This is a genomic window from Flavobacterium sp. TAB 87, assembly GCF_001529295.1.
In the GTDB taxonomy this organism is placed as follows: Bacteria; Bacteroidota; Bacteroidia; order Flavobacteriales; family Flavobacteriaceae; genus Flavobacterium.
Genome location: NZ_LLWK01000037.1, coordinates 211,615 through 227,147, shown reverse-complemented (window position 1 = coordinate 227,147; position 15,533 = coordinate 211,615). Strand labels below are relative to the sequence as shown.

13 protein-coding genes are annotated in these 15,533 nt (G+C 34.2%); 3 read left to right on the top strand and 10 right to left on the bottom strand.

Annotated features, from left to right (window positions below; translation table 11 throughout):
- Positions 1-41: 41 nt before the first annotated feature.
- The 3 genes from purB to AP058_RS10250 form a co-directional block, all read right to left on the bottom strand.
- Positions 42-1,388: an adenylosuccinate lyase gene (gene purB, locus AP058_RS10260; protein ID WP_066310116.1), complete on the bottom strand. Its 1,347-nt coding sequence runs from the start codon at positions 1,386-1,388 to the stop codon at positions 42-44.
- A gap of 90 nt (positions 1,389-1,478) precedes the next feature.
- Entirely contained in the window at positions 1,479-1,874 is a 396-nt protein-coding gene (locus tag AP058_RS17125; protein WP_255357093.1) for a sterol desaturase family protein, read from the bottom strand.
- Between the two features lie 290 nt (positions 1,875-2,164).
- Complete coding sequence (locus AP058_RS10250; RefSeq protein WP_066310111.1) at positions 2,165-2,857, bottom strand: NAD-dependent deacylase; 693 nt, start codon at positions 2,855-2,857, stop codon at positions 2,165-2,167.
- 107 nt (positions 2,858-2,964) lie between these two features.
- On the opposite strand from AP058_RS10250, the gene AP058_RS10245 reads away from it, so the two are divergent.
- On the top strand, positions 2,965-3,627 hold the full coding sequence (locus tag AP058_RS10245) for an RNA methyltransferase (protein WP_066310109.1): 663 nt from the start codon (positions 2,965-2,967) through the stop codon (positions 3,625-3,627).
- A 232-nt stretch (positions 3,628-3,859) separates the two neighbouring features.
- Here AP058_RS10245 and AP058_RS10240 read toward each other — a convergent pair whose 3' ends face one another.
- The 5 genes from AP058_RS10240 to AP058_RS10220 form a co-directional block, all read right to left on the bottom strand.
- A complete protein-coding gene (locus AP058_RS10240; RefSeq protein ID WP_066310107.1) occupies positions 3,860-4,852 on the bottom strand; it encodes a phosphotransferase enzyme family protein in 993 nt (330 codons plus the stop codon).
- A 188-nt stretch (positions 4,853-5,040) separates the two neighbouring features.
- Complete coding sequence (gene secA / locus AP058_RS10235; protein WP_066310099.1) at positions 5,041-8,382, bottom strand: preprotein translocase subunit SecA; 3,342 nt, start codon at positions 8,380-8,382, stop codon at positions 5,041-5,043.
- A gap of 79 nt (positions 8,383-8,461) precedes the next feature.
- Positions 8,462-8,683, bottom strand: a complete 222-nt coding sequence (locus AP058_RS10230) for a DUF2795 domain-containing protein (protein ID WP_007138072.1) — start codon at positions 8,681-8,683, stop codon at positions 8,462-8,464.
- Positions 8,684-8,864: 181 nt separating this feature from the next.
- Positions 8,865-9,434 (bottom strand): cob(I)yrinic acid a,c-diamide adenosyltransferase, encoded by a 570-nt coding sequence (locus tag AP058_RS10225; protein ID WP_066310096.1) that lies wholly within the window; start codon positions 9,432-9,434, stop codon positions 8,865-8,867.
- 43 nt (positions 9,435-9,477) lie between these two features.
- Positions 9,478-10,167, bottom strand: coding sequence for an ABC transporter ATP-binding protein (locus AP058_RS10220; RefSeq protein WP_066310094.1), 690 nt, complete (start codon positions 10,165-10,167; stop codon positions 9,478-9,480).
- Between the two features lie 345 nt (positions 10,168-10,512).
- Here AP058_RS10220 and AP058_RS10215 point away from each other — a divergent pair, with 345 nt between their 5' ends.
- Positions 10,513-11,166 (top strand): hypothetical protein, encoded by a 654-nt coding sequence (locus tag AP058_RS10215; RefSeq protein WP_066310092.1) that lies wholly within the window; start codon positions 10,513-10,515, stop codon positions 11,164-11,166.
- 60 nt (positions 11,167-11,226) lie between these two features.
- Here the strand turns inward: AP058_RS10215 and AP058_RS10210 are convergent, their stop codons facing one another.
- Positions 11,227-12,006, bottom strand: coding sequence for an O-methyltransferase (locus AP058_RS10210; RefSeq protein WP_066310087.1), 780 nt, complete (start codon positions 12,004-12,006; stop codon positions 11,227-11,229).
- A gap of 216 nt (positions 12,007-12,222) precedes the next feature.
- Between AP058_RS10210 and AP058_RS10205 the strand changes: the two genes are divergently transcribed.
- Entirely contained in the window at positions 12,223-13,776 is a 1,554-nt protein-coding gene (locus AP058_RS10205) for an SDR family NAD(P)-dependent oxidoreductase (protein WP_197413399.1), read from the top strand.
- A gap of 126 nt (positions 13,777-13,902) precedes the next feature.
- On the opposite strand, the gene AP058_RS10200 is transcribed toward AP058_RS10205, so the two are convergent.
- A complete protein-coding gene (locus AP058_RS10200) occupies positions 13,903-15,432 on the bottom strand; it encodes a carboxypeptidase-like regulatory domain-containing protein (RefSeq protein ID WP_066310079.1) in 1,530 nt (509 codons plus the stop codon).
- Between the last annotated feature and the right edge of the window lie 101 nt (positions 15,433-15,533).

Here is a 15,533-nt window from a genome sequence, read left to right as displayed (position 1 = left end):
ATAAAGATAGCTTTTTTTCTGAAATATATTTTTAGATCAAACTAAATACCGCAATAATTGCTCGGTGTTATATTTAATAGTTCGTCTTTTATGTCATCTGATACGTTAAGTGTGTTGATAAAACTATGCATAGAGGCTTTTGTAATTGCTTCGTTAGTTCTCGTCAACCCTTTTAAAGCTTCGTACGGATTAGGATAGGCTTCACGACGTAATATGGTCTGAATAGCTTCTGCAACAACTGCCCAGTTTCTCTCTAAATCTTCTGCAAACTTAGGTTCGTTCAATAATAATTTATTCAAACCTTTCAAAGAAGCCTCAAACGCAATGATTGTGTGCCCAATTGGAACACCAATATTTCTTAAAACTGTACTGTCAGTCAAATCGCGCTGTAGTCTAGATACGGGTAATTTTGCTGCCAAATGTTCAAAAATAGCATTTGCAATACCTAAATTTCCTTCAGAATTTTCAAAGTCAATTGGATTCACTTTATGTGGCATCGCCGATGAACCAATTTCACCTTCTTTGATTTTTTGCTTGAAATAATCCATAGAAACATACGTCCAAATGTCTCTATCTAAATCGATAACTATAGTATTGATTCTTTTTAAAGCATCAAAAAATGCAGCAAAATGATCGTAATGTTCAATTTGTGTGGTTGGGAACGAATGGTGTAAACCCAAAGCATTTTCTACAAAGTTATTTCCAAACTTTTTCCAGTCAATTTGTGGATAGGCCACGTGGTGTGCATTATAGTTTCCAGTTGCTCCACCAAATTTGGCTGCAAATGGAATATTGAATAGTAATCGAATTTGCTCTTCTAAGCGTTCTACGAAAACTGCGATTTCTTTTCCTAAGCGAGTAGGTGAGGCAGGTTGTCCGTGCGTACGAGCCAACATCGGGATGTCCTTCCATTCTACACTTAAATCCTTCAATTTTGCAATTAAAGTAATTAGCGACGGCATGTATACTTTCTCAAAAGCTTCTTTAGTAGAAAGTGGAATCGCGGTATTGTTGATATCCTGAGAAGTTAATCCGAAGTGAATGAATTCTTTATGTGCTGATAAACCTAATTTTTCAAAAGCTTCTTTTACAAAATATTCAACCGCTTTTACATCATGATTAGTCACTTTTTCGGTTTTTTTTATCCAAAGCGCATCTTCGGTAGAAAAATTTCTATAAATGTCACGTAAACTTTCAAATACATTTGAATTTACATCTTTTAACTGTGGCAATGGTACTTCGCATAAAGCAATGAAATATTCAATTTCAACCAGTACACGGTATTTGATTAAAGCTTCTTCAGAAAAAAAAGGAGCTAATGAAAGCGTTTTGTTTCTATATCTTCCGTCAATTGGAGATATAGCATTCAGTTCGTTTAAAGTAGTCATTGTTATGTTGTTTGTTCGAAAAGCACAAATATAAGGTATTGGCAAAACTTTTGAAAGCTACCGATGAGTTATTATATCTTACCTAATGTCTTAAATCAGAGTTTTAAATATTTTATCCCAAATAGTGAAATAAAAACCGTAGTTGTGCGATTTGTTTTTATGATGATTGTTGTGAAATTGTGTGCTTGAAATCCATTTTCTGATTGTGTTGTTGTACCAAAAAGTAGGAAAGTGATCTTTTTTTAGGTGGCCAAACATGCCATACAGTAAGTTTAAAATGAGATAGATAATAATGCTTAGATAATTTAAGCGAATTACTATGAGTAAAGAGAGCCAAATTAATTCAAAGCCCAGCGTTTCGATGGGATGAAGTACAAAAAGACGGTACACATTGGTGTCGATATCCGTACGATGCAACTTGTGAATGGATTGTAACAATTTGAGTCGATGCGCTAAGTAATGAAAGCAAAACATAAAAAAATCCATGGCACAGTAGATCTGTGCATACGGCAAGTAGAGAAGGTGTATAGTCTATTTTTAGTAGATTCAATTGATACAATTCAAATCCCAGTACAGTAATTATAGTATTGCAAATTTGCGTATAAATTACCCATTTGCGGTCGTTTTTTGAAGTAACGTATTTTTAGGTTCAATGATTTTACCGATTGCTATCGATAAACAAATCAAAAGTAAGTTTTGAAATGAGAAGAAAGTAAAAAAACTGAGGAAATTATTTGGAGATAATTGAAACAGCCAATTTTGAAAAATTTTATCTTCTAAATGTTAGTGTATAATTTATCTCTTAAAATACCTACGCCTTTTGACGCTATTTCAGGAATAACTTGCAGAGGGTTTCTTAAATTCGGAATCGAAATTGGTTTTGGGTCAATGTAAAATATAGGCGTTTTTGAGGTTGTGTAAGAAATCAATCCTGCTGCTGGATAAACCTGCAGAGAAGTTCCGATTACGGCAAAATAATCGGCACTTTCTGTAATTTCTATGGCGGCTTCTAGTGCTGGGACAGCTTCTCCAAACCAAACAATATGAGGTCTCAATTGATGTCCTTTTTCATCTAAATCTCCTAAAATTAGATCGTGCTTCCAATCTTGAATATCGTCTTCAAATTGAGTGCTGCGAGCTTTTAATAATTCACCATGCAAATGCAAAACCTTTGTACTTCCAGCACGTTCATGCAAATCGTCGACATTTTGAGTAATAATAAATACGTCAAAATCGTTCTCGAGTTCCGCTAAGATTTGATGTCCAATATTAGGCTTAACCTCTTTTAGTTGCACTCTTCGTTTGTTGTAAAAGTCTAAAACTAGTGCTGGATTTCTGCGAAAGCCTTCAGGAGTTGCTACTTCCATAATGTCGTGTCCTTCCCATAAACCATCACTATCTCTGAAGGTTTTAATTCCACTTTCGGCACTGATTCCTGCGCCTGTTAAAACTACTAATTTCTTTTTCATCTGTACTTTAAATTGTAGAATTTCAAATTTAAGACAATTAATTTAGAAAAGAGTAATCGCTTTGAAAAGCCTTCTTTTTTGTTATTTTTGTGGCAAATTGAATTATAATGACTGATGTAAAGTACCTCGAATTTTTAGAAAATATTTTAACTGATAATAGAAAAGAGCGTTTTCTAAACGTTTTACAAAACCGAACGAAGCATTTTACGGTTGCTGTCGAAGACGTTTTTCAAATGCACAATACGAGTGCTGTCATGCGCAGCTGTGAGATTTTCGGGGTACAAGAGTTACAGGTCATCGAGCAACGGTATGGAAAAAGTATTGATAAAGAAATCGCTATGGGAGCCCAAAAGTGGGTAGATATTCATCAATACAATACGGTTTCTAATTGCGTTGAGTCCTTAAAAAGCCAGGGCTATCAAATCATTGCCACGACTCCACATGAAAATGATTGCTTGTTAGAAAATTTTGACATTTCAAAACCAAGTGCTCTGTTTTTTGGAACCGAAAGAGATGGATTATCCGAAGATGTTTTAAAGCAGGCAGATGGGTTTTTAAAAATTCCGATGGTTGGTTTTACAGAAAGTTTAAATATATCTGTTTCGGCCGCGATTATTCTACAAGATTTAACCAATAGACTGAGACGGTCTGATATTCAATGGCAATTGACAGAAGATGAAATTTTAGAAAAAAGAATGGTTTGGGCAAAAAGTTCGATTAAAGATATCAAACGAATTGAAGCCAGGTATTTTGAAGAAAATTCTCTTTAGAATGGGAGATGAATTTTATAGTTTAAGCGATTTAAAGTTTGGAAATAAAAGAGGATTTGAAAAGTGAAATTTAGCGTTATGCTGCTATTATTTACCGTTTTAGACCTTGTTGATGTTGCGGACTTCGAAGACTAGTGTTTTCGGCTAATCGAAAGTAGAATTTAAAAAGACGAATTCCACTAAATTCCGCAATAGCCGCAGAAGTATGTTAGCAAATGGCCATTTTTTTTTATTAATCAATTTCGATTTTATTATAAATAATCCATCGTTTTAGATTACCTACAAATCTTTTTAAATGGTCTTCATTTAAAAAAATGTTTGTCCAATTTTCATACCTGTCACATTGAATACTTATATAATATAGCATAATTGATAGGCAAACAAACGGCAAAATACGTTTTTCTTCTTTACTAATTTCAGTTATATTTTCATATCCTTTTAGAAAATTTTCTGCTTTTAGTACGTAATCATTGTCATTCGGATTTGTAGTGAATAACTGAAATAAAAAGTATGAAATATCTAGACATAACCATCCATTGCCACAGAAATCAAAATCAAAAAGCGTAACTTTATTTTCATCATTAAAATGCATATTATCAAACCAAACGTCGAGATGAACGGCTCCAAATCTTATTTGTTCATTTTTTACATTGTTAAATTTATTTTGAAGAAATTTAGCGGTTCTTTCTAAAAATTTTATCTCGTCATTTTCTTCTTTAAAGAATTTACGTGTTTGTTTTAAAGAATGTATAAGCAAAACATTATTGTCGTATGTTATTCTGTTTAAAGTGAAGTTCTCTGTCGATTTGTGAACTTTTGCTAAGGCTTGCCCAATAAAAAAGCTTGTTTCTGCTGTAAATTTTGCTGATTTTGCTCCATCGGCAAAAGAAAATAATACACCAAATCTCTTTCCTTCAGGAGCATTTAATTCTTGAATATATTCATTAAAATTATCTGCAATTGGGAAAGAAACTGGAGCTTTGTTTTTATTTAAATGACTTAATAATCTCAATTCTTCGCCTATTTCTATTTTTGTTCTCCAATCAAAAGTATAGACACGAAAAACATATTTTTCATTAACATCCGTAACCATATAAATGTGGTTCATTCCTGTTCTGAAAAGTGTACATTGAGTGTTGTTGCTTAATTTATATTTTCGCTGAATAAATTCGCCAAGTTTATTTGCTGAAAGTGTTGAGTTTATTACAGGAAATTGTGTTGTCATTTACTTTGTTTTTCTAGCTATCTGCTAACTACTAATTATCGATTCAATTAAATATATTTTAAAATATATTTATGCAAAATTTAGTGCAGTATTATATTTTAAATTCAATTTTACTAATGAAATTTAGATAAAAAAAGGCCTCAATTTCATTTGAAATTGAGGCCTACTACTTTATAAGTATTCGTGAATTATTTTACTAAAACCCACGTGCCAGAAGCGATTAAAGTTTCTGCTTTTTTAAATTTCATCGTTTCGATTTGACCATTTGCTACGTTTTGAACGGTAACAGTGTCATTGCGATTGATTTTTGGCATATCTCTTACAATTGTTTCTGTAATCTGACGCTCTTGCGTTTGTCCCGCTTCACGGTTGGCGCTTTCGCTGTTTACGATTTCGTCTTTACTTGTTTGGTAATTTTCTGGTTGACGACGCTCAACTGCTTCTTGAATTTCAGGAACGTTTTGAGCGGGCAAATCTCCCTTAAATAAAAATGAAATAACATCTTTATTCACGTTGTCTAACATTGCTCTAAACAAGTTAAATGCTTCTAATTTGTAAATTAGTAATGGATCTTTTTGTTCGTGAACTGCCAATTGAACTGATTGTTTCAATTCGTCCATTTTACGTAAGTGCTTTTTCCAAGCTTCATCAACAATAGAGAGCGTAATGTTTTTCTCAAAATCAGAAATTAGCTGTGTTCCTTGAGAATCGTATGCTTTTCTTAAGTCAGTAACAACGTTCAGCGTTTTAATTCCATCTGTAAACGGAACTACAATACGCTCAAAACGGTTGTTTGGTTCTTCAAATACGTTACTGATTATTGGGAATGCCTCTCTTGCGCTGCGTTCTGTTTTTTCAGTGTAATATGCTAAAGTTGCTTTGTATATTTTTCCTGTAATTTCAAGATCTGTTCCTTTTACGAAATCAGCTTCTGAAATTGGAGAAGTAATAGAGAAGTAACGAATCAATTCGAATTCAAAATTTTTGAAATCGTTCGTCATTTTATTTTCACTCACAATTAATTCGCAAGTATCATACAACATATTAGCAATATCCAGTTTTAAACGTTCTCCGAATAAAGCGTGACGACGACGTTTGTATACTACTTCACGTTGTGCATTCATCACATCATCATATTCTAACAAACGTTTACGAACTCCAAAGTTATTTTCTTCTACTTTTTTCTGAGCACGTTCAATAGATTTGGTCATCATAGAATGCTGAATCACTTCACCTTCCTCTAATCCCATTTTATCCATTACTTTGGCTACTCTTTCTGAACCAAATAAACGCATTAAATTGTCTTCAAGAGAAACATAAAACTGTGAGCTTCCTGGATCTCCTTGACGACCAGCACGACCACGCAACTGTCTGTCTACACGACGCGAATCGTGACGTTCTGTACCCACAATTGCTAAACCACCAGACGCTTTTACTTCGGCAGATAATTTAATATCGGTACCACGACCAGCCATATTGGTTGCAATAGTAACTACTCCTGGTTTTCCTGCTTCTTCAACAATTTGTGCTTCTTGCTTGTGCATTTTTGCATTCAAGACGTTGTGTGTCACACCTCTCATTTTAAGCATACGGCTTAATAATTCAGAGATTTCTACCGAAGTGGTACCAATTAATACGGGTCTTCCAGCTTTTGATAATTCACTAACGTCTTCAATTACCGCGTTAAATTTTTCACGAGTCGTTTTATATATAAAATCTTCTTTATCGTGTCTTGCCATCGGACGATTCGTTGGAATTTCAACAACGTCCAATTTATAAATTTGCCACAACTCACCAGCTTCAGTAACAGCAGTACCTGTCATTCCACCTAGTTTATTGTACATTCTAAAGTAGTTTTGTAACGTTACTGTAGCAAATGTTTGCGTAGCTGCTTCAATTTTTACATTTTCCTTCGCCTCGATCGCCTGGTGTAAACCGTCAGAATAACGACGACCATCCATGATACGACCTGTTTGCTCATCGACAATCATAATTTTATTGTCCATGATCACATATTCTACATCTTTTTCGAACAAAGCGTATGCTTTTAAAAGTTGTGTCAATGTATGTATGCGCTCACTTTTTATTCCAAAATCTTGAAATAAGCGTTCTTTCGCTTCCGCTTCCGCATCTTTATCTAATTTTTGTCTTTCAATAGCGGCGATTTCAGTTCCGATATCTGGAAGTACAAAGAAATTAGAATCTGTATCTCCAGAAAGGAAAGATATTCCGTTATCTGTTAATTCAACTTGATTGTTTTTTTCTTCAATCACAAAATACAACGGTTCATCTGCTTTTGGCATTTCACGATTGTTGTCTTTCATGTATTCGTTTTCGGTTTTTTGAAGCAAATGCTTGATACCGTCTTCACTTAAAAACTTAATTAAAGCTTTATTCTTTGGTAAGCTTCTGTAAGCTCTTAATAAATAGAGACCACCTTCTTTAGTGTTTCCTTCTTTGATTAAGCGTTTCGCTTCCGTTAAAAAGCCAGTTGCCAATTGACGTTGTAAACCAACTAATTTTTCAATATTTGGTTTTAATTCGTTAAATTCATGACGATCTCCTTGAGGAACTGGTCCAGAAATAATAAGTGGTGTTCTTGCATCATCAATTAAAACCGAATCGACCTCATCGACAATAGCATAATTGTGTTTTCTTTGCACAAGATCACTTGGCGAATGGGCCATATTATCTCTCAAGTAGTCAAAACCAAACTCATTGTTTGTCCCGTAAGTAATATCAGAGTCGTACGCTTTTTTTCTAGCTTCTGTACTTGGTTGGTGGTTGTCAATACAATCGACAGTCATACCATGAAACTCAAATAAAGGTGCTTTCCAAGTACTGTCACGTTTGGCCAAGTAATCATTCACGGTTACTAAATGCACTCCGTTTCCTGTCAATGCGTTTAAATATAAAGGTAGTGTTGCTACCAAGGTTTTACCTTCACCCGTTTGCATCTCTGCAACTTTACCTTCGTGTAACACCATTCCACCAATTAACTGAACGTCGTAGTGAATCATGTCCCAAGTTATTTGCTTTCCAGCCGCATTCCATGTATTTGACCAAAATGATTGCTCACCTTCAATTGTAATGTACGGTTTGATCGCAGATAATTCGCGGTCTTTAGCAGTTGCTGTAACTACAATTTGAGAATTGTCTTTAAAACGACGTGCTGTTTCTTTTACCACTGCAAATGCTTCAGGTAAAAGGTCTAATAATGTTTTCTCAGATATTTCGTAAGCTTCTTTTTCTAAAACATCAATCGCATCATAAATGTCTTCGCGTTTGTCAATGTCGCTTATGTTTTCAACCTCAGTTTTAAGAGAAGCAATTTTAGCATCTTTATGTGCTCTAGCTTCTTTTATTTGCTCTTTAAAAAAAGTCGTTCGAGCGCGCAATTCATCGTGTGAAAGGGCTTGGAGACTGGTTTCAAAAGTTTTAATTTTTGTTAAATAAGGTTGTAAAGCTTTGACATCTTTTTGTGATTTATCACCTACAAAGACTTTAATTATGCTGTTTATGAAGCTCATGATTTGTTGGTATTTTTAATTTTTGTAAACTAATGCAAAAAAAAAGCCTCTTTGTTGAGACTTTTTCTTTGATTATTTTTTAATATTCATCCTCATTCCAAAGATAGTCTTCGTCAGTCGGATAATCTGGCCATATTTCTTCCATTGATTCGTATATCTCACCTTCGTCTTCAATCGACTGTAGGTTTTCTACTACTTCCAAAGGAGCTCCTGCTCTAATTGCGTAGTCGATAAGTTCATCTTTGTTAGCAGGCCACGGTGCATCACTTAAATATGAGGCTAATTCTAATGTCCAATACATGTTTAGTCGATTTAGTTTGTGCAAAAATAATTTTTTTACCGAAAAATACAAGTAAAAAACGATTTATTTTTATAAAAATTTAAGAACGTGTTATTTTTTAATTTTCAAATGCCGAATTTACCGAAGTTCTTCTCAAAAACTTTTAATATTTTGTTATTTTTTTAACGAATTTTAAGAAAGATTACTTTCTTGGAATCCACTGTACTTCGTCAGCTTTGAGGTCTAAAGTCAACTTCCGTGCCAACACAAAAAGGTAGTCAGAAAGTCTGTTTAAGTACTGAATTGCGATTTCAGGAACAACTTCATTGTGACTTAAATGTACAGCCAAGCGTTCTGCTCTGCGACATACACAACGGGCAATGTGACAATATGACACAGTTGGATGGCCTCCTGGTAATACAAAGTGTGTCATTTGAGGCAAAGATTCATCCATAGAATCGATTTCTTTTTCGAGGAATTCAATATCAGTTGGAATTATACCTAATTTTTTTAAGCGTAATTCGCCATTTTTCAGTACTTCTTTTTCTGCTGGAGTAGCTAAGATAGCACCAACTGTAAAAAGGCGATCTTGAATTTCAATCAACACAGATTTATAGTGGGCACTCATTTCTTGATCGCGAATGAGTCCGATATGCGAATTTAATTCGTCTACCGTTCCGTAACTTTCAATTCTTATGTGATCTTTAGGAACGCGATCTCCACCAAAAAGAGATGTGGTTCCTTTGTCTCCTGTTTTTGTATATACTTTCATTTGTTTAAAATTTGTAACGGAAAATTTAATTACTGTATACTATTTACCTATTTAAATTATCGCTTTCGATAAGTCCATCTCTTAATCGAATAATTCTATGAGCGTATTCGGCAATTTCTTCTTCGTGTGTAACTAGAATTACAGTATTTCCTTGAGCATGTATTTCATCAAAAAGGGCCATAATTTCTAGAGATGTTTTACTGTCTAGATTTCCTGTTGGCTCATCTGCAAGAATAATAGATGGTTTATTGACCAAAGCTCTAGCAATAGCAACACGTTGGCGTTGTCCTCCAGAAAGTTGGTTGGGTTGGTGATCCATCCGGTCGCCAAGACTCACTTGTTGTAAAACTTCGGTAGCTCTTGCCACGCGTTCCGATTTTGAATATCCTGCATAAATCATGGGTAATGCAACGTTGTCCAATGCAGTAGTTCTTGGCAATAGATTAAATGTTTGAAATACGAAACCAATTTCTTTATTTCGAATACCTGCCAACTCATCGTCTTTCATTTGACTAACGTCTTTACCATTTAAGATGTAATTTCCTGAAGTAGGCGTATCCAAACAACCGAGCAAATTCATTAAGGTTGATTTTCCTGAACCCGAAGGTCCCATCAATGCGACGTATTCTCCTTTATTAATTTGTAAATCGATGCCTTTTAGTACGTATACGATTTCATTACCAAGTACGAAATCTCTTTTAATATTGGTAATATTGATTAGCGGATTTGCCATATTATTTCTCAAAATGAGTTATTGATTCAATTTTTAAAAGTACAAAAATGATTTTTGTTACAAGCATTGGTTGTCATTTTTACTTTTTTGTTACAGTACCTATATATAAGGTATAAATCAACTGGAATTTTATTTGTAAAAACTGGACTACAAGTTTGGTTTTTTTCGTGGAATGTAAAATGCCTGAAACTTCTCTTACATAATTTTTTAATCCGTTTATATAATTATCATTTTTTATAAAAATAATTGAATTTAATTTCTTAAAATTTGTAAAAAACTGATAATTATATATTTTTATTTAAAATATTGTGTATATTTGCTAAACAATAATCAAAAATTAAAATTATGAAAAACGCAAAATTATTAGTAGGAATCGCATTTATAGGTTTGGCATTTACATCTTGTAAAGATGAAAAAGAAACTCAAGCGGAGAAAAAAGTAGATCGTTACGTGAGTTATGTTGACTCAGTAAAAAATGTAGCTGAGGAAGATGTTAAAGCAAACTGGGAAACAGTAGAATCACAATACGACATGCGTGTTAGCGAAGCAGAATTAGCTTTGGCAGATTTAAAAGACAAAACAAAAGCAGAAGAGCGTGTAAACGAAGCTAAAGCTAAGTACGATACTTTTAAAGCTAACTTGACACCAACAGCTCCTGTAGTGACTAAAAAGCAAGTAATGCGTGATAACTTATTTGGTGCTGGAAATGTAGGTGATGACATGAGTTTTGCTTGGGTAAATGCAAAAAACATTCACGAAGTGTATCAAAATTTTGTTCATACAGTAGAGAACAATAAAGATAATTATTCTCGTGAAGATTGGGATGAAATTAAATTAATGTATGAAGCATTGGATAACCGTAAAAATACAGTTGAAAAAGAAGGACTTTCTTCAGAAGACAATCGTAAAATTGCAGGTTTAAAAGTTAAATTTGCTCCAATGTATACAATCAACAGAACTACAGCAAAATCAGATGAAAATGCTGAAGCTAAAAAATAAGCTTTAAAGTTTAGGTTAGATTTATAAAGAAAAAAGGCAGTCATTTATGGCTGCCTTTTTTTATGTTCTAAGAATAAAATGTTGTTTGACTTGCTCTTTTCTAAAAAATACAAAACCCCATTGAAACGAATCTATAGTAACGCGAACTTTTGGATGTTGTTTGATTACTTCCCAGGCCTCTTCCATTTCTAAAGACCAATGAATATCATCAAAAATCCAAACTGTATCGTTGCTTACAGTAGAAAGCAAATGGTGAAAATAACGTAACGTTGCTTTTTTAGAATGATTGCCATCGAAATAAATAAAGTCGAAAGTTAAAAGTTGAAAATCTAAAGAACTAAAGTAAGATTCAAATTCGGCAGTAATACAATTGACATTTTTAAAATTGAATTTCTGCAACAGTAATTCACATTCACTCATTGTATTTGCACACCCTTCTAAAGTGGTAATTTTTGCCTTCGGATTTGCCAGTGCCATCGCAGAAGTGGCCAATCCTAAAGAAGTTCCAATTTCTAAAATAGTTTTTGGTTGGTAATACTGAACGACTCGAAATAGTAATTCGGCTCTTTTTTGAGAAATTCCTGCAGTTGCTGCAATAGCCGAAACTTTACGGATATTACTTTTAAAAATTTTAGAACCAGCACCAAAATCACTTACTTCAATAGTGTTTGTATTACGTAGAAGTGTTTTTCGATACTCATTTAAAACCGTATATTCCGCCTTGTTCTTTTTATCATACCAACATTTCGTTAATAATAAAAAAACAAAGGGAGAGTGAACTCCATGTTCGTTTTCGGACTTCCACAGGAATTTTAGATACGATTTTATTTGAAATAACATAGAGGATTGTTGCACAGCGTTTCACAAAGAAAACGCGAAGATAGTAACAGTTTTATTTATTTTAACCAAAAAAAGAAAACTTTGCGAGCGTTAATTTATTGATGGACTGGTACAAAGTATTTTTTGTAATCGATTCAAAAAAAGCAATCGCCTCCAAACTTTTAAAAAACTATATTTGCGGCCTTGGAATTTACACCACGAATAACTCCGCTTTATATGATAACGAAAGATGAAAGTGCAACTACAATTGCCATAACTTCAGATGAAATTGAGAGATGTATCGCTATTTTGGCACAGTTAAACGCCGATACCGACCAAATATTTGATATTGAAAAAGAGCAAAGAACTGCGTTAATTAAAGCAGCTGGACTTTTTTCTAGACCCGATCGGGATGAACTTTCTCGAAGAAAAAAGGACGGAAAGTTAGTTGCTAAAAGAAAAAAGGAAAAGCAAGATAAAACCGCCCGTAAGGAAACTGGAATTCGATATGCGCGTGAAGCCAGTGTGTTTGTAGCACCAAAACTATTGGCTTATACCGAGTTGAACAGTAAAGAACAACTAGAACTCGAAACTCCTAGAAATTGTTACGTTTGTAAAACACCATTTACTAAAATGCATCACTTTTACGACACTATGTGTACCGATTGTGGTGATTTTAATTATGCCAAACGTTTTCAGACTGCCGATGTAAAAGGTCAAATTGCCGTGATTACCGGTTCTCGTTTAAAAATTGGATATCATATTACATTAATGCTTTTGCGAGGTGGAGCGACTGTTATTGCTACCACTCGTTTTCCGGTAGATTCGGCTTTACGATTTTCTAAGGAAGCCGATTTCATGGATTGGGGCGACCGATTAAAAATTCATGGATTGGATTTAAGGCACATTCCAAGTGTGGAAATCTTCTGTAATTTTATTGAGCAAAAATACGATCGATTGGATATACTGATCAATAATGCCGCCCAAACGGTCCGACGCCCTTCTGGATTTTATGCCCATTTAATGGAAAATGAGGAGCGTTCAATCTCGTCTTTACCCAAGCAAGCACAAGAATTATTGTTGGATCACACTGACTGCTTGAATGAATTGAAAATATTGACTTTAGGAGCTTCTTCCAATCAAAATATGCCCGTAACTTGGCACGGACCCGAACCAGGAATAGGTTTGCGCGCTTCGGCCAAATTATCTCAGATTCCGTATTCGTTTGACAATGCTTTGGTGGCCAACGAAGTTTTTCCGGAAGGAGAATTAGATGCCGATTTACAGCAAGTCGATTTAAGAAAAACGAACAGTTGGCGCTTGAAATTAGGTCAGATAGAAACCACCGAAATGATCGAGGTACAATTGGTAAACTCGGTAGCTCCTTTTGTGTTGTGCAACCGCCTTTCTGAAGTTATGAAAAAAGACAATACGGGACAAAAACACATCATCAATGTTTCGGCAATGGAAGGTAAGTTTCACCGTTTCTTTAAAGAAGCGCGCCATCCGCATACCAATATGGCTAAAGCAGCTTTGAATATGCTTACGCATACTGCGGCAGGAGAATTGGCAAAATCTGGAATTTTTATGAACGCCGTAGATACCGGTTGGGTAACCGACGAAGATCCAGCAGAATTAGCCAAAAAGAAACAAGAAGAGGAAGACTTTCAACCACCATTAGATATTGTGGATGGGGCAGCCCGAGTAATGGATCCGCTATTTGACGGAATTAATACAGGTAAACATTGGTGTGGCAAATTCTTGAAAGATTACAACCCCATTCCTTGGTAGAACCTTCTAATTTATAAAACAAAACCACAACAGGATTAAATTTTGTTGTGGTTTTTTTAGTTTTAAGCTGTTTTGTTTGACTGATAAAGAAATAAAAGTAAGATGTTGATAAAGTTGACGAGTTTTTTAATGACTCGCTTTAAAGCGCTTCATTTCTTCCTGGGGTTCTAAAGCATTAAACTCTTTCCAGATTTTAGAATCGTACGATTTGATGTTTATAAACTTAAAGTCAGCTTCCTTAATTTTTTCAATTGATGTAGCTGTTATATTTGATCGAGAGATGTTTAAAAATTCAGTTCGGGAACTCGCATTTCCTTCTACTTTAAGATCAAGTGAGAGCACGTCTTTTGCAGCACTGGTTAATTCGATAAATTTTACAGGTCGATTTAAGTAGAAATATTGTCCACTTTCTACAGTGGCATATTGCAAATAGTAGCCACTACCATCTGCTTTTTTTTGGTATCTAAGAGTTCCTTTACTCAGGTTTGCAGCCGCTTTAACTCCCAAAAGTAATTTCATGTTAAAACTATTCAATTTTTCGCCCTCTTCTAACGTATAATCTACTCTTAATACGGCATAATCGTTTTCAGAAATATATAATTTTCCTGAATATTTCGCTTTACTGCGCTTGGGTTTGAACGTTAGCACATAGGCAAATTCATTTTCAGCAAAATAAGTGGTTTCTTCATAATTGTAACTGTAAAGCTCTGGATTCGTAATGAAATTAAATTTCTTGCTTGTTGAAAAATTATTTTTAGAAAGAAATGAGGTTATATTTCTTTTAGTAGTTGTAATTTGGCTGATTGTTTCTTTTGATTTTTTTTGTTCTTTCTTTCTATTAAAATCTTTTCGCAGCGATATTGAGTCGCGAGAGCCAAAAAGTCCGCTTTTAAAACGATAGTATTTAGTAGAATCTAGGTGTTGTAAAATTAGGTTCATCGCTTTTTTTTCTAATTCATCAGAGGAAGCTGCGCTGCCTTCATTTTTTAACTTCGTAGCTTTTAACACCTCCAGTTTTGCTACAAATGCGCTTTTATCATCCTTTTTTACATTTGTGGTGTAATAATTAGAAAGAATATCAGTGAACTCTTTTGGCGGGTTAGCAACTAAGTCATTAGAAAAAGTTTTAAGATCGCTATTTACCTTTTTAAGTGCTTGTTTTGTAAATCCAGTTGATTTCTCTATTTCTACATCAATAACTTTCGGTTTAAAATAGTCTGCTCGTCTGTAAAACAATAGGTCTTTAGAAGGTGCGCCATCACTTTTATAATTGCTAGCTAAGTTTGCTTTAACATTGGCCATGATCTCATAAGGATTGGGTTTTTCGTTAGAAACATTGACATCGCTAAGTTCAAAAATCACGGGAGCAATTGAAATCACAAAATCTAATTTTTTTAACGTACCAACAGTGATTTGCTGATTAGCATAACCGATATAAGAAATAGTAAGTGCTGTTTCGTCTGCGCTGTTGCTTTCTGAGAGTGAGAAAAAGCCTTCGGAATTAGAAACTAGATTTTCTGCGTCATTTACTTTAATGTTTGCATACGGAATACTTTCGTGCGTCTCAGCGTCTATGATTTTTCCCCTAATGTTTTGGGCTATTCCTGTTTGGTGTATCGACAGCAGCACAAATAAAGTAATGATTGTTTTTTGCATTTTTTGCAGAAATATTAATAGATTATTACTGATTGATGATATGTCAAATTGAGCCTTATTTATTTGAATATAAGAGTAAAGCTCTCTATTTGAGTTTTCAA

What these genes read in the sequence shown, in the direction of transcription:
- purB (WP_066310116.1), bottom strand. Translation starts at nt 1,388, where the DNA reads ATGACTACTTTAAACGAACTGAATGCTATATCTCCAATTGACGGAAGA.
- AP058_RS17125 (WP_255357093.1), bottom strand. Translation starts at nt 1,874, where the DNA reads ATGGATTTTTTTATGTTTTGCTTTCATTACTTAGCGCATCGACTCAAA.
- AP058_RS10250 (WP_066310111.1), bottom strand. Translation starts at nt 2,857, where the DNA reads ATGAAAAAGAAATTAGTAGTTTTAACAGGCGCAGGAATCAGTGCCGAA.
- AP058_RS10245 (WP_066310109.1), top strand. Translation starts at nt 2,965, where the DNA reads ATGACTGATGTAAAGTACCTCGAATTTTTAGAAAATATTTTAACTGAT.
- AP058_RS10240 (WP_066310107.1), bottom strand. Translation starts at nt 4,852, where the DNA reads ATGACAACACAATTTCCTGTAATAAACTCAACACTTTCAGCAAATAAA.
- secA (WP_066310099.1), bottom strand. Translation starts at nt 8,382, where the DNA reads ATGAGCTTCATAAACAGCATAATTAAAGTCTTTGTAGGTGATAAATCA.
- AP058_RS10230 (WP_007138072.1), bottom strand. Translation starts at nt 8,683, where the DNA reads ATGTATTGGACATTAGAATTAGCCTCATATTTAAGTGATGCACCGTGG.
- AP058_RS10225 (WP_066310096.1), bottom strand. Translation starts at nt 9,434, where the DNA reads ATGAAAGTATATACAAAAACAGGAGACAAAGGAACCACATCTCTTTTT.
- AP058_RS10220 (WP_066310094.1), bottom strand. Translation starts at nt 10,167, where the DNA reads ATGGCAAATCCGCTAATCAATATTACCAATATTAAAAGAGATTTCGTA.
- AP058_RS10215 (WP_066310092.1), top strand. Translation starts at nt 10,513, where the DNA reads ATGAAAAACGCAAAATTATTAGTAGGAATCGCATTTATAGGTTTGGCA.
- AP058_RS10210 (WP_066310087.1), bottom strand. Translation starts at nt 12,006, where the DNA reads ATGTTATTTCAAATAAAATCGTATCTAAAATTCCTGTGGAAGTCCGAA.
- AP058_RS10205 (WP_197413399.1), top strand. Translation starts at nt 12,223, where the DNA reads ATGATAACGAAAGATGAAAGTGCAACTACAATTGCCATAACTTCAGAT.
- AP058_RS10200 (WP_066310079.1), bottom strand. Translation starts at nt 15,432, where the DNA reads ATGCAAAAAACAATCATTACTTTATTTGTGCTGCTGTCGATACACCAA.